This is a genomic window from Bdellovibrio sp. 22V (genome assembly GCF_030169785.1).
Lineage (GTDB): Bacteria > Bdellovibrionota > Bdellovibrionia > Bdellovibrionales > Bdellovibrionaceae > Bdellovibrio.
In genome coordinates, this window is record NZ_CP125854.1 from 2,599,851 (window position 1) to 2,621,069 (window position 21,219).

Here is a 21,219-nt window from a genome sequence, read left to right on the forward strand (position 1 = left end):
CATGTTTAAAAAACTCATTCTAGCAACAGCTCTTATCGGTCTTGTTGGTTGTGCTTTTGACAAGGACAACGACGCAAATAACGCTGCGGAATTGGCAGACCGCCAAAGACAGCTGAGCTCTTACAGCCGCGTTGTTGGTTTTTACACAGGTAAATTGACGACATCCACAACTCAGCAAGATGTTGAATTGCGTCTTTTCACTTTGGAAAGCGAAGCCGGCACAAACGCAAACGGTGACGATCGCTACCGCATCGTTCTTCGTGGTAACTACAAAAAAATCAATCCGGTAGGACCTGGTTACAACTTCAAAGCCCGTTACATTCCTGAGACTGGCGAGTTGATCCTGACAAACGAAGCGACGACTTTGTCTGCCGATGACATTCACACGGTGAATGCCAAAGTATTCGGTCAAAAAATCGTTGGTGAAGCAAAGTCCATTTCCGGCGTGATTGGCGTCCTTGAGATGACGATGTCGTCTTCTCAATCTACGAAACCGGGCAACAACGAAGAAAACGAATACTACGAAAGACTTTACCGCGAATACAAAGCGATTGAAGGCGTTTACACTGGCGAAAATATCTTCAACGGTAAAGCCACGTATCGCATGACTGTAAAGCTTGAGGCGATCAAAGTGAACACGGGATCCCGCGCGGTTCCACAAATTGTGGGTGAGTTCACTCGTCAAGACGATCCGAATGGTTCTTTGACTTTGAATCTTTCCGCGGTTTACCAGCCCGAATTGACTCCAGCAGTTCTTAACTTGACTGGCAAACCTCGTTACAACACGTCGACTCCGTACGAAGCGTCTTTCGATGGCGTTATCGTGAATGGCGAATACACGGGTTCTTGGAAAACAAACATTCAAGGCTTCAAAGGCAACTTCACGCTTAAAAAAGCGAACTAGTCTGAAGACTATTTAGGCCGTCAAAAAACCCAAGCGGTGATCCTGCTTGGGTTTTTTATTTTCTAGGACCTCTCACTATTTATTTCCCCCAAACGCGGAAATTTACTTCATAATAGCCGAATGAAAACACTCTCCACACTTTTCGCTTTTTTGATGACGGCTCTTCCCGCCTTCGCTCAAGACTGGCGTACGGCGACAAGAGAAAGTGCGGGCCTTGCACCCGATCCAGCGACTGAAAAACAAGCTGTGGTGCAAGTCTATGCCGCTCGCACTGTGAGTTGGCGCGGTTATTTCGCCGTGCACTCGTGGATCGCAACCAAAGCCAAAGATGCCACCGAATACACGACCTATCATGTAATCGGCTGGCGCGTGAATCGCGGCCTTGAAGCCGTTGTTATTCAAAACGACATTCCCGACAGACACTGGTTCGGTGCGAAACCGGAACTTATCGAAGACGTGCGTGGTGAAGCTGCGGAAAAGGCGATTCCGCAAATTAACGAACTCGCACGCAATTACGCTTATAAAGGCACTTACCGCGCGTATCCGGGACCGAACAGCAATACGTTCATCTCGCACATCATCCGCAACGTCCCCGAACTCACAGTCGAGCTGCCACCCCACGCTATCGGGAAAGATTGGATTAACCAAGCCGATGTCGTAGGATGGAGTGAATCCGGAACCGGCGTGCAATTTTCACTGCTGGGTCTATTCGGTTTTACGGTCGGCTTGAACGAAGGTATCGAAGTGAATCTTTTGGGATTGAACTTTGGTGTCGACTTTCTAAGTCCGGCTTTAAAATTGCCGATGGTCGGCCGCGTAGGAATGAAAGATAAAGCGTTTTAAAAGGATCTTATGAAAGACAGCATCGAGTTAAGCATCAATGTCAGAGCCACCGCCGCTGAAATTTGGGGCGCTCTTACCGATAGTGACGAACTGGAAAACTGGTGGAGCGAAGACGTGAAACTCGAAGCCAAAGTCGGAGGCGCCTTTCGCGAAGCGTGGGAAGACGATGAGGGCGGCAAGCAGCTCGCTTCCGGCAAAGTGATCTCTGTGACCGCGAAAAAATCTATTATCTTTTCATGGCGTGAAAAAGACTGGCCTGCGGGAGTGCAAACGCAATGTGCCTTCTTAATTGAAGATCAAGGCAAAGAAAGAACCCTCACAGTGAAACACGAGGGCTGGAATGCACTTCCAGAAAACAAACGCGGCCAACTCATTAAAGATTTCACTGTGGGCTGGAAATATCATCTTAAAGAACTCAAAGCGTATCTTGATGACTAGGACACCAAGGCAGCCCTAACTGCCTTTGCTTTTCTTTTCAAGCTCCGCCCAGCGCGCGTAAAGTTTTTCAATTTTACTTTGGGTTTCTGAAATCTTTGCATAGAGTTCTTGAACCTTCGAAGCTTGACTGACAATCTCAGGTTTTACCGACTCGGCTTGCAAGGCACTGAGTCCTTCTTCCAACTCTAAAATCGTCGCTTCCATATTTTCCAGCTCAAACTTTTCTTTAAAAGAAAGTTTCACCGGTTTGCCTGCGGCTTTCGCGGCTTCTTTTTTAGCTTCAGCTTTAAGCTCGGCGGCCTGCAATTCTTTTTGCTCTTCGAACCATTCTTCCCATTGCAAATAACCTGCGAAGTTTTCAAGCGACGTTGAACCATCGAGGTTCTTATGGAACGACATGATCTGTGAAGCCACTTGATCCATAAAGTAACGGTCGTGGGTCACAAGAATAACCGCTCCGTTAAATTCTTTCAAAGAGTCCTCTAGGACCGTGAGAGTCGCCACGTCAAGATCGTTGGTCGGCTCATCCAGAATCAAAACTTGCGCTTCGTTCAACATCAATTGCGCGATACGCAGACGGCTTTGCTCTCCACCTGAAAGTTTTTCGACAGGAAGATCCATCTGCTGGCGATTAAAAAGGAAGCGCTCTAAATAACTGCGCGCAAAAACGTACTGTCCTTGGTAGTGAACGTAATCTCCTTCAGGACAGATGTTCTTAAGAACGGACTCTTTGGGTTTTAGCGTTTCGCGGTTTTGTTCAAAGTAAGCGATCTTAAGTTTGTCCGCTTGAACCACGCGGCCCGAATCCGGTGCCTCTTCGCCCAGAAGAATACGAATCAATGTGGATTTCCCAGAACCGTTATCGCCCAGCAAAGCTAAACGCGTTTTTGGATTTACAAGATAAGAAAAATCTTTAAAGAGCACGCGACCGTTGTAGGCCTTAGTGACATGATCGGCTTCGATTAACTTTTGCGGATTGCGCTCGGTCTCTTTAAATTCAATCTTTACTTTGCGAGCGGCATTTTTCTGTGACAGATCCTGCACGTCGTCTTTCAACGTTCCAGCACGCTCAATGCGCGCTTTCTGTTTTGTCTGACGAGCTTTCGCCCCACGGCGCAACCATTCAGTTTCCCGGCGCAGAGTGTTTTTTAGAACGAGTTCGCGGGCTTCCTGGCCTTTAAGCAAAAGATCTTTGGCCTCGAGATACTCAAGATAGCCGCCATTAATCGACAACAGGTAATTGGGATTGCGCGGATCTAGATCGAAAATCTTATTCGCCACTCTTTGCAGGAACAAACGATCATGCGTGATAATTAACGTCGCAAAAGGCGCTTTGGACAAAAACTCCTCGAGCCACATGATGCTGGAAACATCGAGATGATTCGTCGGTTCGTCGAGCATTAAAAGTTCCGGCTCCAAAACCAGCTCACGCGCTAATGCGACTCTTTTACGCCATCCGCCGGAAAGATCTTCCACTAAAAAATCTTCACCGAATTGCGAAAGCTCCAAGCGCGCCATCCACTCGTATGCCGCCCCTAGGGTTTCATGCGGATCTTTGGATTTGCTTTGTACAGCCTCAAAAATGGTCTCGCCTTTTTTAAATAATGGCGTTTGCTCTAGAAATCCCAGACGCAAACCTTTTTTCATCGTGACGTCGCCGCCATCAGGATCCATTTGCCCTGCGAGAATTTTCAGAAGTGTGGATTTACCGGCGCCGTTCGGGCCGACCAGACCTACGCGCTCGCCTTCTTCGATACCAAGGCTGACGTTTTGAAACAGATTTTTTCCGGCGAAGGACTTTTCGAGTTTATATGTACTGATAAGAAGCATGGACCTAACCTACTGCCTTTTATCTTAGAATCCAAGGGATTGATGTCTTAATTCGAGCATTTCCAAGTACTGTTCACGATCGACGTACTTTCCACCCATGCTTCCGACGACAGGCGTGACCATTTGCACGTCAATCCACTCATGGCCTTGCGCCTGCAGGACTTCGACGAGGTGCCAAAGGGCTAGTTTCGAAGCGTTGGCTTTTTTATAAAACATACTCTCGCCGCTGAATACGCCTTGCACAAGCACGCCGTAAATTCCACCGATCAGAATATTGTTTTCCCGAACTTCCACAGACATACAAAATCCGGCATTGAAAAAATCCACATAAGAGCGCTTCATCATCGGCGTGATCCACGTGCCTTCTTGGCCGGGACGAGGCTGCTTTGAACACTCTTCAATCACCTGATGGAAGTCTTTGTTAATCGTGAATTCAATTTCTGGATGACGGCGGCGGTAGCGCTTAAGGCTTTCCGAAACGTGAAAGTCTTCGAACAGCAAAACGCCGCGCTTTTCAGGAGAAAACCACAACATCGGAAGCCCCGGCTGTGGCCACGGAAAAATCCCGCGCGAGTACGCCGAATAAAGCGTGCCCACGTCAAGCTTGCCTCCGACAGCAATGATACCTTCGGCCAAGGTGTCGCGCGGATCCGGGAATTCAACCGAAGAGCGAAGCTTCATCACCATTATTTCCCCTGATACGTAATACGATAGATAACGCCGGCTCTGTCGTCGGAAACCAGCAGGGAGCCGTCTTTAAGAACTTCAAGATCGACAGGTCTTCCCCAATGAGTGTCTCCTTGCAACCAACCGTCGACAAAAGTTTCGACTTTTTCAGCCTGATTGCCATTGAGTTTTACGAACGTCAGACGATATCCCGAAGGTGTTGAGCGATTCCACGAGCCGTGCTCGGCGATAATCACAGCGTCTTTGTATTGGGCGGGAAACTGATTTCCCGTATAAAACCGCATTCCGAGCGGAGCCACATGTGGCTTCAGCTCAACGACAGGCGCAGTGAAGTCCTTGCAGGATTTCCCCTTGCCAAATTCAGGATCTAAAGTGTCTTTGCCATGACATACGGGAAAACCAAAGTTCTCTCCCACTTTGGAAAGATGGTTGAGCTCGCAGGGCGGCCGATCATCTCCCATCCAGTCGCGACCGTTATCGGTGAACCACAGCTCTTTTGTCTGAGGATGAAAATCGAAACCCACCGTGTTGCGCACGCCGCGAGCCACTTCTTCTTTCGCGGTTCCGTTGACGTCAATGCGAAAGATGCGAGCGAAATCCGTTCCTGGGTCACAGACGTTGCAGTTCGCCCCCACAGGGACATAAAGCTTGCCGTCAGGTCCAAAGCGAATGAACTTCCAGCCATGATGAGTATCGGAAGGAAACTTTTGTGGCAAAGTTCGCGCGGGTCTCAAAGGTTTGTTGGTCGGTTTACTGACGTCAAATTCGAGGATGCGGCTGATTTCTGCGACGTAAAGTTTTCCATCTTTATAAGCGACGCCATTCGGAGTATCGAGGCCTTCGGCAAGAACTTGAACTTTGCCATTATTCACAACATAAACTTTATCGCCGGAACGTGTGCCTACGAAAATACGCCCGTCTTCGGCCTGCGCTAACGAGCGCGCATTCGGAACTTGCGCCCACACGGAAATTTTAAATCCCATCGGCAGCTTTAATTTTTCTAGAGGAAGTTTTTGCGCCCAGCCGGACGATGCCAAAAATAAAACTGCTAACTGCAAAGCTATTCCACGCACATTCACCTCCGCCGAATTCAATTTCTGTTCACACACACATCACATTTTCCGCAGGGAGCTTCGTGCTCGTGACCGAAATAGTGATAGATTCTATTCAGTCGGCACTCTTCTTCCTGCGTCGCCCATTGCACCATTTTTAAAAGCTTCGTGTTCTGAGCTTTCAAAATCTCCACGCCGTTTTCCGTTGCGAACTGCTCCTCTGTGGGCGCGTGCACTGTCATGTACGGAAACGGATCTTCCGATTTCTCCAGGCAACCCCAGCGTTCTAAAATACTCACGGCGGCTTCCGCTCTGAAGTCGCGGCGATTTTTAAAATTCATTTGCTCGCGCAAAAAATCAAATCCGCCCTGATCCACCTGCGTGCGTTTGTCCTCTATCAGTTGATAGATTTTACGAATGAAGTCGGGCTCGGGATGCGACCATTTTAAAAACTCCATTTGAATACTGACATCATCCTGATCATAGAGCAAATGGCAGAACGACTCTTTGCCATCTCTCCCCGCCCGTCCGACCTCTTGGAAATAGGATTCCAAAGCATTGGGCGTTTCGGCGTGAATCAGAACGCGGACATTGTCTTTGTCAATGCCGAGGCCAAATGCCGGTGTCGCAATCATCAAAGGCGCCTCTTCGTTGATAAATCTTTTTTGATTTCGCTTGCGGTCCTGAGGCGGTAAATCACCGTGATAAATAATGTGATCAACGTTCAGACGATTCAGAGCCGCCGAGATTTTTTTCAGCGTCTGAATCAATGAGCAATAGACGATCGCCGCCCCGGAGTGCTGATGGCGAAGCCCCACGATGGCGCGAATTTTTTCGTCGATACCGTAAATGTCATGAACGTTCAGCGCGAGGTTGGGTCGTTCGATGCCCGCAGAAATAATTTCTGCCTGAGGCATATTGAGTTTTGCCAAAATATCTTTTTGCACTTCAGGCGTTGCCGTCGCCGTCAAAGCCAGCGTCGGCGGGTTTCCTAGAAGAGCGCGAAACTCCCCGACGCGCGAATAATCCGGGCGGAAATCATGACCCCACTGGGAAATACAATGAGCTTCGTCAACCGCCAGCAATTGAATTTCTCTCCCCTGGATGGCTTCGAGAAATTCGGCTTTGCGAAAACGCTCAGGCGTCACATAGAGGAGCTTAAAGTCCCCTGCCGCTAAACGAGCTTGCCTTGACAAACGCTCATCACGACTCAATGTTGAACTAAGAAAAGTGGCAGGAATTCCAAGGTCTTGCGCTTTATAGACCTGGTCCTGCATCAAAGCGATTAAGGGAGAAATGACGACCACAAGGCCGTCACGGATCTTGGCCGGGAACTGAAAGCAGAGACTTTTTCCCATTCCGGTAGGCATTAATGCGAGGAGATTTTCATTTGCCCAAACTTTGCGCAAAATGGCTTCTTGCTCTCCCCGGAAAGAGGTAAACTTGAAATTCGTTGTCAGCAATTCATGGAGGTTCTTCATGGTTCCAGTCTACGCCATGCTCGGAAGAGAGGCTAGCTGGCGCATTGCGTTGCAAATCTAGTCTTTTGCACTTAAATGTAATTGATGATACTTCGAGTACTTTCATAAAAGTAACTAAATTAAGTAATGAAAAACAGTGGCTAAAAATCACTCAGTTAACAGCTAACGAAGGGTATGAATATGTCCAAAAAATGGAATATTGATATGGTCAGAAATATCGGTATCTCGGCTCACATCGACTCGGGAAAAACGACGACTTCTGAGCGTATTTTGTTCTATGGAGGAAGAATCCACGCCATCCACGAAGTTCGTGGTAAAGACGGCGTCGGTGCGACAATGGACTCCATGGATCTAGAGAGAGAAAAAGGTATCACTATCCAGTCTGCGGCGACGCAAGTTCACTGGAAGGACTACACTATCAATTTGATCGATACACCGGGCCACGTGGATTTCACAGTGGAAGTGGAACGCTCACTTCGCGTTCTTGACGGTGCCATCCTTCTTCTTTGCGGTGTTGCCGGCGTTCAATCTCAATCCATCACTGTTGACCGTCAAATGAAACGCTATAGCGTTCCTCGTTTGGCATTCGTTAACAAATTGGACCGCCAAGGTGCGAACCCATACCGTGTTACTGACGCTTTGATCGAAAAATTGCGTTTGAACGCTGTGATGATCCAAATTCCAATCGGTTTGGAAGATCAACACAGAGGTCACGTAGATTTGACTGATATGAAGTCTTACATCAACGAAGGTGAAAACGGTGAAAACGTCACTGTTGGCGAAATTCCACCAGACCTTGTTGAAACGGCTCAAAAATACCGTCAAATCATGATCGGTAAATTGGCTGACATCGACTCTGCTATCGAAGAGAAATTCTTGATGGAAGAGGAACCAACGACTGAAGAAATCCGCGCGGCTATCCGTAAGGGTACTATCAGCTTGAAGTTCGTTCCGGTTCTTTGCGGGTCTGCGTTTAAGAACAAAGGTGTTCAACGTTTGATGGATGCGGTTACATACTACCTTCCGTCTCCTGCTGAGAAAAAAGAGCAAGCTCTTGATCTTAACAAGAACGAAGAGAAGTTTGACTTGTTCCCAGACAACTCAAAACCATTGGTTTCTTTGGCGTTTAAACTTCAAGAGACTCCATTTGGTCAGTTGACTTACATGCGTATCTACCAAGGTAAGATGGGCAAAGGTGATTTCATCATCAACCAATCAAACAAGAAATCTGTTAAGATTCCTCGTTTGGTTCGTATGCACTCTGACAAAATGGAAGATATCGACACAGCTTACGCTGGTGACATCGTAGCATTGTTCGGTATCGACTGTGCGTCTGGTGATACTTTCTGTGACGAAAACATCAATGCTTCTATGCAATCAATGCACGTTCCTGATTCAGTTATCAGCTTGGCTGTTGCTCCTAAAGACAAAGCCGGTGCTAATAACTTCTCTAAAGCGTTGCAAAAGTTCCGTAAGGAAGACCCTACATTCCGCGTTCACCGTGACGAGGAATCCAACGAGACTATCATCTCTGGTATGGGTGAGCTTCACTTGGAGATCTACATTGAGCGTATGAAGCGTGAGTTCAACTGTGAAGTGATCGTGGGTCAACCACAGGTTGCTTACCGTGAGACGATCTCTCAAGAGGCTGCTTACGATTACACTCATAAAAAACAAACGGGTGGTTCGGGTCAGTACGCGAAGTGTGTGGGTAAAATCCTTCCACTTGCGCCTCAAGAAGATGGCTCTACGTTCAAATTCGTTAACAACGTTGTTGGTGGTCGTATTCCTAAGGAATTCATCCCAGCGGTTGAAGAAGGTTTCAAAGAGCAAACTGTTAAAGGTCCACTCATTGGCTTCCCAATCGTAGGCGTTGAAGTTCACTTGGACGACGGTGCATACCATGACGTCGACTCTTCATACATGGCGTTCAAAATCGCTGGTATGGCGGCTCTTCGTGAAGTGTACCCGCAAGCGAAACCAACTGTTCTTGAGCCGATCATGAAGCTTGAGACAACAGTTCCAGACGAATACCAAGGTGCAGCTGTTGGTCAAATCAACCAACGCCGCGGTACTATCGTTGCTACTACAGCATTCGAAGGTAACTGTGTGATCGAAGCAGAAGTACCACTAACAGAAATGTTCGGTTACTCAACTGATCTTCGTTCTGCAACTAAAGGTAAAGGTGAGTTCTCTATGGAATTCGCGAAGTACGCTGCAGTACCTCGCAACATCCAAGAAGAGCTTGTTAAGAAATACCAAGCTAAGCGCGCAGCTGAGCAGAAGTAATTCTTTAGTTCTTATTCAGAACTTCAAAGCCCCGGTGGAAACACCGGGGCTTTTTTTTTGCCTTCAACAGAACTCTCGGAGCGAAGTAAAAAGGTGCCTGCTTCTTTTTTCTGGCTATAGTGCGTCTAATGCCTGATGGACGTAGAAAATCACCGGGTGCCTTTGACTTCGGATTCTTTGGTTGGTTCGATGGTTGTATGCAAATTTTTTGGATTGGATTGTTTGGGCTGGGCGGGATTTTTTGTCGTTATGGTGTGGACCGATGGCTGGCGCCGACTTCGGCGGGGTTTCCGCTGAGTACGTTTTTGATCAATATTCTCGGATGCTCTGTTGCGGGCGTTATTTATGCCGTCGGTGAGCGTGGGTATTTGTCGCAGACGTTGCTGACGGGATTGATGGTCGGCTTTTGTGGAGGTTTTACGACCTTTTCGGCCTATGCTCTGCAGTCGTTTGATTTGCTTCAAAAAGGCAAATTGGGTATGAGCCTTGGATATCTTTTCGCAAGCCCCGCCCTAGGCCTCCTTGCCTGTTATGTGGCGGTTCTTGCTACTCGGAAACTGATTTAGCGAACTCCTCCAGACCATGGACCTGGAGTTCGCATCGCATATTAAACTGAGATCCAAATCTGCCGAAATAGAGAGGTGTTTATTCAACCGAGGACGGCAGCATGGATCGCAGTGAATTGATTGCGGAAATTAAAAAACAACTGCACGAGGAAATGAAGTACTACAAGAAATCTCTTGAAGACAAAATTCCTGACGAACAAAAGAAACAAGCTAAAGAGGCCAAAGATGTCGCGACGGCCTTCGTAAAAGAAAATCCGTGGGCGTCTGTCGGCATGGCATTGCTTGCAGGTTTTGTGATTGCACGCATGATCTATAGAAGAAAGGATGAACAATGATGAAATTCATCCTCCCCCTGCTTTCATTTTTCATGGGCAGCGCGAAAAACCTTTTTAAGGAACCAGGCGTCGCTTTGACTCAGCAGTTGGTTTTACACCTGCGCGCTTTGGGATTGATCGTAACTTCGTGCGTGGGCGCATTGGCTTTGTTTTGCGTGGGCCTTTCTCTGTTAATCTCTCGAATCGCGAGCCAGTTTGATAGCACTGAGGATTTTTACTTTTCAACGAGCATGTGGATCTATTCTGGAATGACAGTGCTTGCTGCCGGCGTTTTAATTTACAGTCTTCGCCGCCAAACGTGGCTGAAGGCTATGGGTTTTGCGGAGAAACCGCAGACGGCACAAAATAAAAGCGGTGCTTTAGAAAGTGCTGTGGCTTTATTAGTCATGGACTTTATCGAGGAAAGACAAAGCCGAAGAAAAGAACAACAAGATCACCAAGCCAGTTAAATAAAAAAGGGAGTCGGTGAAGACTCCCTTTTTACATTCTTCTCAGCTCTCGCCCCGCACTTTTAGAAGTTAAGGCAATAGGTATCTGTATTTGAAGATATGACTTTTTCTGTTGTTTTATGAACCGTTGTCACTGTCGTTGTTGTGCAAAGCTCTGTGGGGCTGACCGCTTGACGAGTGATGATTGTATACACGATCACGTCTCCGCGATCTTCTCTTGTGCTTGTTGTTGTTACCGGTTGGTGAGCGCTGCCTGGAACATAGAAGATCTCACCGATCATTCCGCCGCCTCCGCCATCGCCTTCATAACCGCCGCCATCAAAAGATCCGCCACCGCGGTCGTTACCTTCGTAAGTTTCCTGGCGAGGATCTACTTCTTCGTTTCCGTTACCGCGCTCATCACGATCTTTGGGAGCGGGCTCGCCTTTGTCTTTTTTCTTAGAGATAACATCTGTCGTATCTTCGTCTGTGCAACCGAAAGCATCGCAAGTAGTTTTGTTATCGCGATCAGGCGTGCCTTTGATTTTAGGCTCAGCTTGGGCAGCAAATGAAAGTGTAAGCAACGCTGCTAAAATAAGAGATTTCATTCTGAACTCCTTCTAGTTTGGAAGAGATCTCTCTAGCACAAAGAAAAAGCCCCCGCTATCGGCGAGGGCTGCTCTTACCGAAATTTCATTATTGTCGTTTATTTAGACACCGGCGCCACTTCGCCCAGGAAGTCCATATAGGCCTGCCAAGACCGGCGGTCCGCCTTTTCATTATAGGCCACCCCTTTAGAAATGTCGTTACCAGCCTCTTTCTGGGTAAAGGCATGAACAGCCCCTGAGTAAGCGATGAACTGATAATCCACCTTCGCATCGTTCATTTCTTTTTGGAAAGCCTCCACCTCCGACATCGGTACGTTGGGATCAATCGCACCGTGAAGAACTAAGACTTTGCCTTTGATATTTTTCGCGTCTTGCGGAGTTTTCGTTTTCAAAGTTCCATGAAAACTTGTCACTCCGACGAACGGGAATCCAGCGCGTGCGGCCTCAAGAGCTCCCATTCCTCCGAAACAGTACCCCATCACCAGAAGTTTTTTTTGATCAACCCTTTGATCCGTTTTCACGGCGTCCAGCGCAGCCTTGATTCTTTGTCGAAAAAGTTTCGGATCGTTTTTATAAATTCCCGCCTGCTTCCCGGCATCGGCCGTAGAGGTCGGTCGAACGCCCTTTCCGTAAATATCGACGGCAAAAGCGACGTAACCTTTTTCTGCGAGTTGTTGCGCACGCATCTTTTCATAGTCGGTTAAACCCATCCACTGATGAACGATAAGAATCGTGGGACGAGGGTTCTTCAACGAATCATCATAGGCTATGAAACCCTCAAGAGCGGTTTTGCCGTCTTTGTATTCGATGTTTTCTGTTTTTAATCCTGCCGATGCCGACATCGTCCATTGCAAAGTAAGAATGCTCAAAAGGCCTGCAAACATTTTCATCGAGAACTCCTTCTCCCTAAGAACAGGATATACAGGGCGAAGGTCGAGGTCAAAAACGGAAGGTTAGATCTGCCGCTTATCATTTTTTATTTTTATTGAGATATTCCAAGACTTCTTGCAAGTCGCGTTATAGACAGGGACCTTCCTGCCTATGATACACTAATAAACGAATGGAATATTACAGGCTTAGGCCCTCTCTCATTAACATCTCAGATTCCCAACACGCATGACAATCATAGCCATTTTATTTTTCACCACGATTGGTATCTCATTTTTATGTTCAATGCTGGAAGCAGTTCTGCTCAGTTCGACCTCGGCTTACATTGGAGTCCTGGTCAAAGAGAATAAAAGAAGCGCCAAGCTTCTTGAACATCTCAAAGAAAACATCGACCGCCCGATTTCTGCCATCCTCACGTTGAACACTGTCTCTCACACTCTCGGTTCCGCTGCTATCGCCTACCAAATTCAAGTTCATTACGGAGAAGAAGCTGTCACGGCCGCGTCCTTCATCCTGACTTTCTTAATCTTGATCGTGTCAGAGATCATTCCGAAATCTATCGGAGCCGCTCACTGGAAGGCCCTCATTCCCTTTTCCGCTTATACGATTCAACTTATGATCATTTTGCTTTATCCGCTGGTGATCATGTCAGAATGGCTGGGTCGTCTCTTCGCGAAAACTTCTGAAGATCCTGAAGTCACTCGCGAAGAAATCCTGATGACCGCAGAGATCGGCGTTGAAGAAGGAACCTTGAAAGGCAAAGAGTCGAACATCATCAAAAATCTTTTGATGCTTGATAAGATTTACGTGTCAGACATCATGACTCCGCGTTCAGTGTTCTTTGCCTTGGATAAAGATTTGACCGTCGAAGAAGTTTTTAACAAGTACAAGCCTTTGCGTTTTTCCCGCATCCCTATCTATTCAGGCAGCTTGGATAACATTGTCGGCATGACGTATCGTTATAAAATTCACGAAGCTCTTTCCAACGACCAACATGATAAAGTTGTCGGCGACATGGTAAGCCCCATCTCTAGCATTCCTGAGCGCATGACGGTGTCGCAGGTTCTTGATTTCTTCATCAAGGAAAAGGAGCATATCGCTTTGGCTGTTGACGAATACGGAATCGTTGCAGGTCTTGTCAGCTTGGAAGATGCCGTGGAAACACTGCTGGGTGTAGAAATCGTCGACGAACTTGATAACGTCGAAGACATGCGTAAGTTTGCGTTGGAGCAATGGCAGCTTCGCAAGCAGAAGCTCCGCCGCAGCTAATTTATGATTCTGTTTTATATTCCCTGCCCCGACAAAGCGTGCGCCGAGAAAATCGCCAAAGCTCTTTTGGAAGAAAAAATTATCGGCTGCGCGAATATCATTCCTGGAATGGAATCGATGTATTGGTGGGAAGGAAAAATAGAGACAAGCTCTGAATATATCCTGATCCTCAAAACCTTGAAAACCCCTGACGCAGAGAAAAGAATTCGCGAACGCGTGCAAGCTCTGCATCCTTATGAAGTCCCCTGTGTCATGACTCTTCCCGTCTTGGGAATCAATGACTCTTATAAGAAGTGGCTTGAAGAAAGCATGAAGTAACCTCTATGATTTCCTAAAACTTCGGGGGAATCATGACAAAGCAAGAGTTGGCAAAAAAGATTTACGATGTGGCTCACTTGACGGGCGAGTTTAAATTACGCTCGGGTCAGATTTCCAACGAGTACTTCGATAAGTATCGTTTTGAGGCACAGCCGGCTTTGCTGTGCGAGATTGCCAAACACATGGCTCCGCTAATTCCTCCGGGAACGGAAGTTTTAGCCGGCCTTGAAATGGGCGGCATCCCCATCGCGACGGCCTTGTCTTTAGAGACGGGCCTTCCATGCGTTTTCGTGCGCAAGGAAGCCAAAGAATACGGGACCTGCCAGTTCGCTGAAGGCCTCGATATCAAAGGCAAGAAAGTCTGCGTGATCGAGGATGTTGTCACAACGGGCGGCCAAGTCGTTATCTCCACAAAGGATTTGCGTTCCTTAGGAGCCAATATCAGCCACGTCCTCTGCGTCATTCACCGCGGCCCCGTCTTCCCCGAACCCAAGCTCGAAGAAGTCGGCCTAGCCCTTAGTCCACTGTTCAAGAAATCTGATTTCTAGCCGATAAAAAGGACTGGTTTACTAACCAGGAGAAATCCGGATGAAACAGTATCTTTCAGTCCTTACTCTTGCAGCAGCGCTACTTTCTGTAGTTCCGAGCTTTGCTGAATATGATCCTTTTGATTGTACGACAAATTCAAATCTAGAAGCTTCCGGCCTTCAATGTGTATCCTGCGGTATTACCAAATACTATGCAGACAGAGGAGAGGTGGTAGATCCTTCACACAAGTGGCTAGTATTACTTTCGTTAATGGTAAGAAAAGAAGGCTCAAGTAATGACAAGCAAAAGATGCAGATGGCTGTTATCAAAGCTATTCAATCGTATGGCTTCTGTAATCAATATTTGGGTGAGGAAACACTGAAGAATGGCCGCTCAAAAGCGTCTCACGATATGAGTGCAAAAGATTGGGAATATTTTTTCAAGTTTCTGACTACTGAAGCTCTACCAGCAGAAAAATCATATAACGACGCTGCAAAAAAACTCGGCTTCAAAAATGCGTGGATGTCGAATACAGCTGCACGTAAGAACATGGATTATCTCTTTGAAGGCATGTTTGACGGTATTTTTCTTGATGCAAAAAGAGATAAATTCGCGAGCAAACTAAATGAGCTCGATGATTTTTCGAATGATGGCAAAGACGATCAAGGCCTTCGATCATGCTTAAGGGAAATCCGCGAGAAGTTCTTTACTAAAAGAATGACTGATAGAGAAACATATAAAATGTGCGAAGTGGTTGCAGATGCTTGTGACATTCCACGTGTTCCTATGGCTAAGGGACAAGACTTCTGTGTTCACAACGGAATGGGGTTGAGGCCAGCATCGGTAAAGCAACCTAATCCTATTAGTCCAATCGCTCCTCCCCCATCTCCGGGGTCGTCAGGTAGTCGTAAAGGGACAAGGTAGTTTAATCTTCGAAATATCGAGTTCTGTTTTCGTCGTGTAAGAAGTCTCGATATATTTCCTCAGCGTCTCTTTCCGGGTTGGGAACTTTACCGCCCGGAAGGTCCCCATTATCGACGACATCTTCTTTGATTTGAAATTCTGCATTTTTGAATCTTTCATACAGATATTCATAAACCTCTGGATACGTCTCCATGGTAAACTCTAGAACAGATCGAAGTCGAAAAGCTTTCAGAATAGCGCTATCCTTCCTGTTCTTTAGAGAGTTAATGATATTCTTAGACACTTCACTTTTTTCTTCGTCACTAAAGCGTAAGACAGGCGTGATTTGTTTTAGCCAGAATAAGTTTGCATCTTGGAATTTCGAAATTAAATTTTTACGCTGATCTGCCTCAATGGTTCTTTTTCTCAAGAAAAACTCAAATGCACCCAAGTCTTCTACTTCAAAGAAAAAGTTTAAGAACTCATCAACTTTTTCTTTAATTTCTCCTTCCGCGCCTTCTATCAAATAAAGAAGCTTTAAATGGGAGTCATGCAAAAGCCCCTCGTTTCTAATTTCCTTAAGAGACTCTTTTTCATCAAAAAGAGTATACAATAAAGGTCGTTTTCCCTGAATGGATGCTTTCATAGGAAAGTGCGTAGACCAGTAGAACATTAAAGCAGATGATCCATTGGACATACTATGCCTTCCTCTTTTATAGAGGTCCTCATCTGCCGCCAATAGAGCCGCTTTTGTAAATGGTAACTGATCTTTTTTCTCTTCTAATAATTTTAAAATCGAATACTGTGTTCCTCTCCTTCTTTTGTACGGCGATGCTCCTTTTTGCAAAAGAGAAGCGGCCCATTGATCTTGCTCATGAAGGATCATGAAATCCAACGCAGTAGTGCCGTCTTTTCCGTAGTCGTTAACTCTATATTCAGACACGTCATCCATTAGTTTATAAAAGAGAGACATATCTTCATTTTTGAGAGCAAAAGAAATTTGATCGGGAAAATTAATTCCGGCGTTACCTTCAATCTCCTCTTGGAGTTCTTCTTTGGTCATTCCGACTTTTATGACTTCGGGTTTGGGTGGAGTTTTGTCGGGGTTCTTTTGAAAAGAGCATGCCGTCACCATTAATGATGATGCTAAGACTAGTTTAAAAGAAAGAGATGGTTTCATCTTTCGCTCCACTTCAACCTTAGGAAATTACTTCGAGCACTTTTCTTCGATGGCTTTTTGGATGGTCACAAGTTTTTCGGAAGGGTTTTTTAGTTCCCACTGCCACTTGAAGTCGCGGCAGTCCTGCCACCATGGGAAAACCATTTTTCCGAAGGTCTCGCCTTTCGCTTCATCGCGCTTCAAGCGTTTGTAAACTTCGCGCTCAATGATCGAGTAGGCTTTGTGAGGCAGAAGACCTTTTTGAATGAGGTCGATCGTAAGCTCGACGGATGTGACGAAACCAATTTGTCCCGGCATCGTTGGAAATTTCGACTCCCCTTTGGCAGAATATGCTTCGCGAATGTAGCTGACCGCCGGAATTTGCGGGAATTCTTTTTCCATTTGATTGTAAACCACAGCATCGAACTGACCGTTGTCACCGAAGTAAATAACGAGTTCAGGCTTTTTATCTTCTAAAAGTTTGCGGATGACTTTTTGTTTCAACTCCGGGTCTTGCTTAATGCCAGAGTTCATGTGCAACTTCGTCACCGGAAAATCATTTTCCTCCAAGAAATCACCGTGCTGTTCATTCATCAAGAGCTTCGGCGCCAAACTCACATAGTGAAACTCGATGTCGTTGTGGTAAAAATCCAAGAGGTTATAAAGCTCGGACATTCCGGCAAAACGACTGTCGTCGTCGAGGAAAGAAGTCGCAGCCCCTTTCTTTGAAAGAACGTGGCTCACCTTGATTGTGTCGTCGATATCGGAAACAACAAGAATCTTCGCCAACGCCGCCTGTGACAGCAAAGACAAAGATAAAACCAAAGTAGTAAGCTTCATCATACGACTTCTCCTTCTCTGAACCTCGAACCCAATGACTAAAAGATAGACAGCGAGCGCCAGCCCGCGGCCCTGCCAGGTTCCAAAATCCAATTAGAATGTTTTAAAAACACGCTCTAGATACAGAGCAAAGAAAAAGCCAAACAAAGACCCATCAAAGATGGGGCCTTTTTCACCGATCTTATTTTTCGCCGACGATGTAGGCGATCCAGCTTTGACAGGACTCCCCGTGATCTACACGCGTGAAATTGCCGTCGCCGGAGCCGTCTTTAGCAGTGCCTTCCCAATATACGTGCGTTTTACGGAAACCCACCTCTTGCATGATGTCGCGGATTTCTGAAATCGACCAAAGTCTCCAATCGTAAGTGAAAACCTGTTCGATCTTTTTACCGCCGACGCGGAAATGGATGTGGAAAAGAGCTTCGTTGGTTACTGGGTCAAAGTTCGTTTGATCCCAATAATACGTGAAACCCTCGTGACGAATTGTATCTTCAATAGCGTCGTAACACTGACTGCCACCAAAAATATCCACAAGAAACATTCCGTCTTTGTTCAATGTCTTAAGAACGTTCGCGAAATATTTCTTAAGAACGTCTCTTTGTTTGAAGCAGAAATATGAAAAATTCATCGCGGCGACGATGTCAGCCTTATGAAGATTGGGATCAAGGACGTTGCCCTCGATCAACTTCATACGACGTTGCTGTTCCGGCTTTAATTTGACCAGGTAATTTTGGCGTCCATACGCCATTGGCTCTGGATCGAGATCAATCCCAATAGCCTCGTGACGAGGATTGAGTTTGATCCACTCTGTGGAAAGAGCGAACGTCCCGCAGAAATCTTCACGGAAAGTACGCGGGCTTTTACCTTTGAGTTCCTTGTAGGTGTCGCGGATAAAAACCACATCGTTTTCAGCTGATTGAACAGCTCTGCGGTAAAGATCGTATTTGTCGAAAAGAATCTTCGCGCTTTTTTTATTTACGCGACGACGGACTTTTTTTCTGTGAGACGTTTCAGCTTTAGCCATTAAGGTACTTCCGCTACAACTTCGCGAATTGCGAGTTCAATGTCATGGACTTGAGGCACAGAGTTCTTCTCCAAATTAGGGTGAAGACCAATCCCCGGCAAGTTCTTACCAGCTAGAACACGTGGACGAGCCATCAATTGATAGAACAACTCTTGCGTTGCTCTATAAGCCAAGTGCTCACCAAAGTTCGTCACTTCCGTATCTTCATTCACGAAAAGAACACGGCCTGTTTTTTCGATAGAAGATTTAATCATTTGCCAATCGTATGGGTAAATAGAGCGAAGATCGATCACTTCAACAGAGATGCCCTCTTGCGCCAATTTATCTGCAACCTCGTCACACAAATGAACCATGCGGCTGTAAGTAACAACCGTAATGTGTTCGCCGGAACGAGTGATTTTACCTTTACCGATTGGTACGATGTACTCTTCAAGACCCGGCCAACGCGGCTTCCAGCCTTCAGAGTTTTGCACCGGTTTATCGATCATCGCTTTCAATTCTTTCTCATCCGCCGGTTCGCCCGGAATGAGTTCGTCGCCTTTATGGCGCATCAAAGCTTTGGATTTCAAATACAAAACTGGATTCGGATCCTGAATCGCCGCAAGCATCAAACCATAAGCGTCCAAAGGATTCGACGGCATCACGATTTTCCAACCCGGCAAGCGAGATGCCCACGCATCGAACGAGTGTGAGTGATAAACGGAACCAAAGATTCCCGCACCCACTGGAGTCATCACAACCATTGGAAGTTGGATCTGTCCATTCGTACACCACAAAGTGTTTCCAGCGATTTTCAAAAGATCAATGGTATTAAAGATGTAATCGGCGAACTGAATCTCTGCTACGCAACGATCACCGCCCATAGCGATACCCATTGCCATAGAAATGATTCCGCGCTCATCCAGTGGAGAGTTCCAAGCTGTTTTCAGACCTTGAGTCGCCGTAAAAACACCACCCAGTGGCGCGCCCACGTCTTGTCCGAAAATATCTTTAACGCCCATGTTTGTTTCACCGTAGTGAAGGGCCATTCTGATAGCCTGTGCTACGCTTGCCATTAGAACTTCCTCCAGTCCGCATTTTCATTGCCAACAAAAACGTGATCCCAAACAGATTCACCTGTTGGCACCGGCTCTTGACGAGCTTGTTCTTGAGCCGCAATGCCTTCCGCTTCGTAAATTTCCCAAATTTTCTTGATCGCTTTTTCCGTCAAGATGCCAGCATCAAGAAGTCTGTTTTCAAATACCACCACAGGATCTACAAGATGCGCTTTTTTATTCGCACCATCGGCAGAGGAGTGACCATACAAACGGCTCACATGTGCTTCGATGAACGAAGGCTTGCCTGTTTTACGGATGTACTCCATCTCCTCTTGGATTGCTAAATATGTCTCTACAGGATCATTGCCATTGATCACGCGTGAACGAATATTGAATGCCTTCGCACGGTCCGCGATGTTGGTTTCACCATGCTGACCCTCAAACGGCGTCGAGATACCGAATTTATTATTTTGTACAGTAATGAGAACCGGAAGTTCCTGGCCTTTGCGAGAAGCCAAGATCAACGCTGAAGCAAAATCGCCTTCTGCCGTTCCCGCGTCACCGCCTGTCACGATAGAAAGAGCTTTTTTACCCGCGCGCTTTTGCACATGAGCCGTACCGCAAGCGATCGGATATTGCACTTCAATCGGAGACGTCACCGGAGCCACGTTCCACTGTGGGAAGCAATAATGGTTCGCGAAGTTACGACCACCCGTTGACGGATCCGTCGATCTGTTCATGATCAAACGGATGGAGTCGATCATGTTCATACCCAACGCCAACAACGTCGGAGTACAACGATAGTGAAGATGGAACCAGTCGTACTCAGGCCCTTGCCCTTTACGCGCTAGCATTCCGAGTGGCACACCGAAAGCCTCTTCGCCCGGTCCACCGATCCAGAAATACGCTTCACCCGCTTTATAGATTTTAATTAAACGCTCTTCAAGAACGCGAGACTTCACCATCAAGTCGTGCATACGCAGCAAGATGTCTTCAGAGAGTCCGCCGAAATTATCTTTCCTGGCTGTTTTTTTCGAAGTCTTCACGGCTGTCTTTGCAGTGGGCTTCGCCGCTTTTTTCGCAGCGGGTTTGCTCCCTGCTTTTACAGTGGTCTTTTTAGACATTCTTCTTCCCCTTAAGTAGGCTCATCTTTTTGCGTCTATGTAAGCGAAAAGAGGGGCTTTTGTCACTACAATTAGCCCCCTCTTTTCGGCGGTTCCAAGAGATTCCTGAATAAAGTGTTTCGGAGGCCCAGATCGAATAAAACGCACCCTCGCCCCCATTGCCTATCTTGCGGGCACACTTACCACGTAATCTTCACGGACTCTGCTGACTTTTTAGCCGGTCCATGGAAGACAGCCTCAATATTGTTTCCATCGGGATCAAGAACGAATGCCGCATAATAACCGGGATGATAAGGCCTCTCGCCTGGGGCTCCGTGGTCCTTTCCACCCGCTGCCAAAGCGGCTTTGTAAAATGCTTCCACCATAGCGCGGTCTTTGGCCTGAAACGCCAAGTGCACTCGACCCGTCAGTTCACCCGCCGCAGCTCTCGAATCTTTGGAGGAAATAAAAAGCTCATCCGTCCAAAAGAAATCCGGCCCCTCACCGCCCATGGGAATTCCCAAAGATTCAAAGACAGCTGCATAAAACTTTTTACTCGCGCCAAGATCACGCACGACAAGCTGGATATGATCAATCAATCGTCCGCGATGCATTTCATTTACTTCCATAAAAACTCCTTTGCAGAGGAATTATGTCAAAAATTTCAGGCGCAGGTAAACAAACTTCAC

23 protein-coding genes are annotated in these 21,219 nt (G+C 46.7%); 11 read left to right on the top strand and 12 right to left on the bottom strand.

All coding sequences use genetic code 11. From position 1 onward, the window contains the following. Window position 1: 1 nt before the first annotated feature. From QJS83_RS12585 to QJS83_RS12595, 3 genes are all read left to right on the top strand, one after another. Window positions 2-904 carry a hypothetical protein gene (locus tag QJS83_RS12585; protein WP_284605256.1) on the top strand — a complete coding sequence of 301 codons (903 nt, stop codon included), beginning with the start codon at window positions 2-4 and terminating at the stop codon, window positions 902-904. Window positions 905-1,024: 120 nt separating this feature from the next. Further along, window positions 1,025-1,747 (top strand): DUF3750 domain-containing protein, encoded by a 723-nt coding sequence (locus QJS83_RS12590; protein WP_284605257.1) that lies wholly within the window; start codon window positions 1,025-1,027, stop codon window positions 1,745-1,747. A 9-nt stretch (window positions 1,748-1,756) separates the two neighbouring features. After that, window positions 1,757-2,185: an SRPBCC family protein gene (locus QJS83_RS12595; RefSeq protein ID WP_284605259.1), complete on the top strand. Its 429-nt coding sequence runs from the start codon at window positions 1,757-1,759 to the stop codon at window positions 2,183-2,185. 15 nt (window positions 2,186-2,200) lie between these two features. On the opposite strand, the gene QJS83_RS12600 is transcribed toward QJS83_RS12595, so the two are convergent. Genes QJS83_RS12600 through QJS83_RS12615 form a run of 4 tightly spaced genes read right to left on the bottom strand, consistent with a single transcriptional unit; the run spans window position 2,201 to window position 7,235 of the window. Further along, window positions 2,201-4,015, bottom strand: a complete 1,815-nt coding sequence (locus QJS83_RS12600; RefSeq protein ID WP_284605260.1) for an ABC-F family ATP-binding cassette domain-containing protein — start codon at window positions 4,013-4,015, stop codon at window positions 2,201-2,203. A gap of 24 nt (window positions 4,016-4,039) precedes the next feature. Further along, window positions 4,040-4,702, bottom strand: a complete 663-nt coding sequence (aat, locus tag QJS83_RS12605; RefSeq protein ID WP_284605261.1) for a leucyl/phenylalanyl-tRNA--protein transferase — start codon at window positions 4,700-4,702, stop codon at window positions 4,040-4,042. After that, complete coding sequence (locus tag QJS83_RS12610) at window positions 4,702-5,775, bottom strand: PQQ-dependent sugar dehydrogenase (protein ID WP_284605262.1); 1,074 nt, start codon at window positions 5,773-5,775, stop codon at window positions 4,702-4,704. The genes aat and QJS83_RS12610 overlap by 1 nt, the downstream gene beginning before the upstream one ends. Before the next feature lie 17 nt (window positions 5,776-5,792). Then, entirely contained in the window at window positions 5,793-7,235 is a 1,443-nt protein-coding gene (locus QJS83_RS12615; protein WP_284605264.1) for a RecQ family ATP-dependent DNA helicase, read from the bottom strand. Window positions 7,236-7,415: 180 nt separating this feature from the next. Here QJS83_RS12615 and fusA point away from each other — a divergent pair, with 180 nt between their 5' ends. The 4 genes from fusA (at window position 7,416) to QJS83_RS12635 (ending at window position 10,874) form a co-directional block, all read left to right on the top strand. Continuing rightward, on the top strand, window positions 7,416-9,524 hold the full coding sequence (gene fusA / locus QJS83_RS12620; RefSeq protein WP_284605266.1) for an elongation factor G: 2,109 nt from the start codon (window positions 7,416-7,418) through the stop codon (window positions 9,522-9,524). Between the two features lie 128 nt (window positions 9,525-9,652). Beyond that, on the top strand, window positions 9,653-10,090 hold the full coding sequence (locus QJS83_RS12625; RefSeq protein WP_284605268.1) for a fluoride efflux transporter FluC: 438 nt from the start codon (window positions 9,653-9,655) through the stop codon (window positions 10,088-10,090). A 101-nt stretch (window positions 10,091-10,191) separates the two neighbouring features. Next, window positions 10,192-10,425 carry an ElaB/YgaM/YqjD family protein gene (locus QJS83_RS12630; RefSeq protein WP_284605270.1) on the top strand — a complete coding sequence of 78 codons (234 nt, stop codon included), beginning with the start codon at window positions 10,192-10,194 and terminating at the stop codon, window positions 10,423-10,425. After that, window positions 10,422-10,874, top strand: coding sequence for a hypothetical protein (locus QJS83_RS12635; protein WP_284605272.1), 453 nt, complete (start codon window positions 10,422-10,424; stop codon window positions 10,872-10,874). Before QJS83_RS12630 ends, QJS83_RS12635 begins: the two co-directional genes overlap by 4 nt. 62 nt (window positions 10,875-10,936) lie before the next feature. On the opposite strand, the gene QJS83_RS12640 is transcribed toward QJS83_RS12635, so the two are convergent. Beyond that, window positions 10,937-11,461: a hypothetical protein gene (locus QJS83_RS12640; protein ID WP_284605274.1), complete on the bottom strand. Its 525-nt coding sequence runs from the start codon at window positions 11,459-11,461 to the stop codon at window positions 10,937-10,939. A 98-nt stretch (window positions 11,462-11,559) separates the two neighbouring features. After that, window positions 11,560-12,351 carry a dienelactone hydrolase family protein gene (locus tag QJS83_RS12645; RefSeq protein ID WP_284605276.1) on the bottom strand — a complete coding sequence of 264 codons (792 nt, stop codon included), beginning with the start codon at window positions 12,349-12,351 and terminating at the stop codon, window positions 11,560-11,562. Window positions 12,352-12,577: 226 nt separating this feature from the next. On the opposite strand from QJS83_RS12645, the gene QJS83_RS12650 reads away from it, so the two are divergent. Genes QJS83_RS12650 through QJS83_RS12665 form a run of 4 tightly spaced genes read left to right on the top strand, consistent with a single transcriptional unit; the run spans window position 12,578 to window position 15,388 of the window. Beyond that, window positions 12,578-13,618: a CNNM domain-containing protein gene (locus tag QJS83_RS12650; RefSeq protein WP_284605278.1), complete on the top strand. Its 1,041-nt coding sequence runs from the start codon at window positions 12,578-12,580 to the stop codon at window positions 13,616-13,618. 3 nt (window positions 13,619-13,621) lie between these two features. After that, on the top strand, window positions 13,622-13,936 hold the full coding sequence (gene cutA, locus QJS83_RS12655) for a divalent-cation tolerance protein CutA (RefSeq protein ID WP_284605280.1): 315 nt from the start codon (window positions 13,622-13,624) through the stop codon (window positions 13,934-13,936). A gap of 32 nt (window positions 13,937-13,968) precedes the next feature. Next, window positions 13,969-14,484 (top strand): orotate phosphoribosyltransferase, encoded by a 516-nt coding sequence (gene pyrE, locus QJS83_RS12660; protein WP_284605282.1) that lies wholly within the window; start codon window positions 13,969-13,971, stop codon window positions 14,482-14,484. 40 nt (window positions 14,485-14,524) lie between these two features. Next, window positions 14,525-15,388 (top strand): hypothetical protein, encoded by an 864-nt coding sequence (locus QJS83_RS12665; RefSeq protein ID WP_284605284.1) that lies wholly within the window; start codon window positions 14,525-14,527, stop codon window positions 15,386-15,388. Window position 15,389: 1 nt separating this feature from the next. Here QJS83_RS12665 and QJS83_RS12670 read toward each other — a convergent pair whose 3' ends face one another. From QJS83_RS12670 to QJS83_RS12695, 6 genes are all read right to left on the bottom strand, one after another. Further along, window positions 15,390-16,547 (bottom strand): hypothetical protein, encoded by a 1,158-nt coding sequence (locus tag QJS83_RS12670; RefSeq protein WP_284605285.1) that lies wholly within the window; start codon window positions 16,545-16,547, stop codon window positions 15,390-15,392. A 27-nt stretch (window positions 16,548-16,574) separates the two neighbouring features. Next, window positions 16,575-17,369 (bottom strand): phosphatase domain-containing protein, encoded by a 795-nt coding sequence (locus tag QJS83_RS12675; RefSeq protein WP_284605286.1) that lies wholly within the window; start codon window positions 17,367-17,369, stop codon window positions 16,575-16,577. Between the two features lie 178 nt (window positions 17,370-17,547). Further along, window positions 17,548-18,390: a class I SAM-dependent methyltransferase gene (locus QJS83_RS12680; RefSeq protein ID WP_284605287.1), complete on the bottom strand. Its 843-nt coding sequence runs from the start codon at window positions 18,388-18,390 to the stop codon at window positions 17,548-17,550. After that, window positions 18,390-19,445 (bottom strand): alpha-ketoacid dehydrogenase subunit beta, encoded by a 1,056-nt coding sequence (locus QJS83_RS12685; protein WP_284605288.1) that lies wholly within the window; start codon window positions 19,443-19,445, stop codon window positions 18,390-18,392. Before QJS83_RS12685 ends, QJS83_RS12680 begins: the two co-directional genes overlap by 1 nt. Further along, window positions 19,445-20,551, bottom strand: a complete 1,107-nt coding sequence (locus QJS83_RS12690) for a thiamine pyrophosphate-dependent dehydrogenase E1 component subunit alpha (protein WP_284605289.1) — start codon at window positions 20,549-20,551, stop codon at window positions 19,445-19,447. Before QJS83_RS12690 ends, QJS83_RS12685 begins: the two co-directional genes overlap by 1 nt. A 179-nt stretch (window positions 20,552-20,730) precedes the next feature. Continuing rightward, the gene (locus QJS83_RS12695; protein WP_284605290.1) at window positions 20,731-21,159 is read right to left on the bottom strand and encodes a VOC family protein; all 429 of its coding nucleotides are present in this window, start codon (window positions 21,157-21,159) and stop codon (window positions 20,731-20,733) included. Window positions 21,160-21,219: the final 60 nt, after the last annotated feature.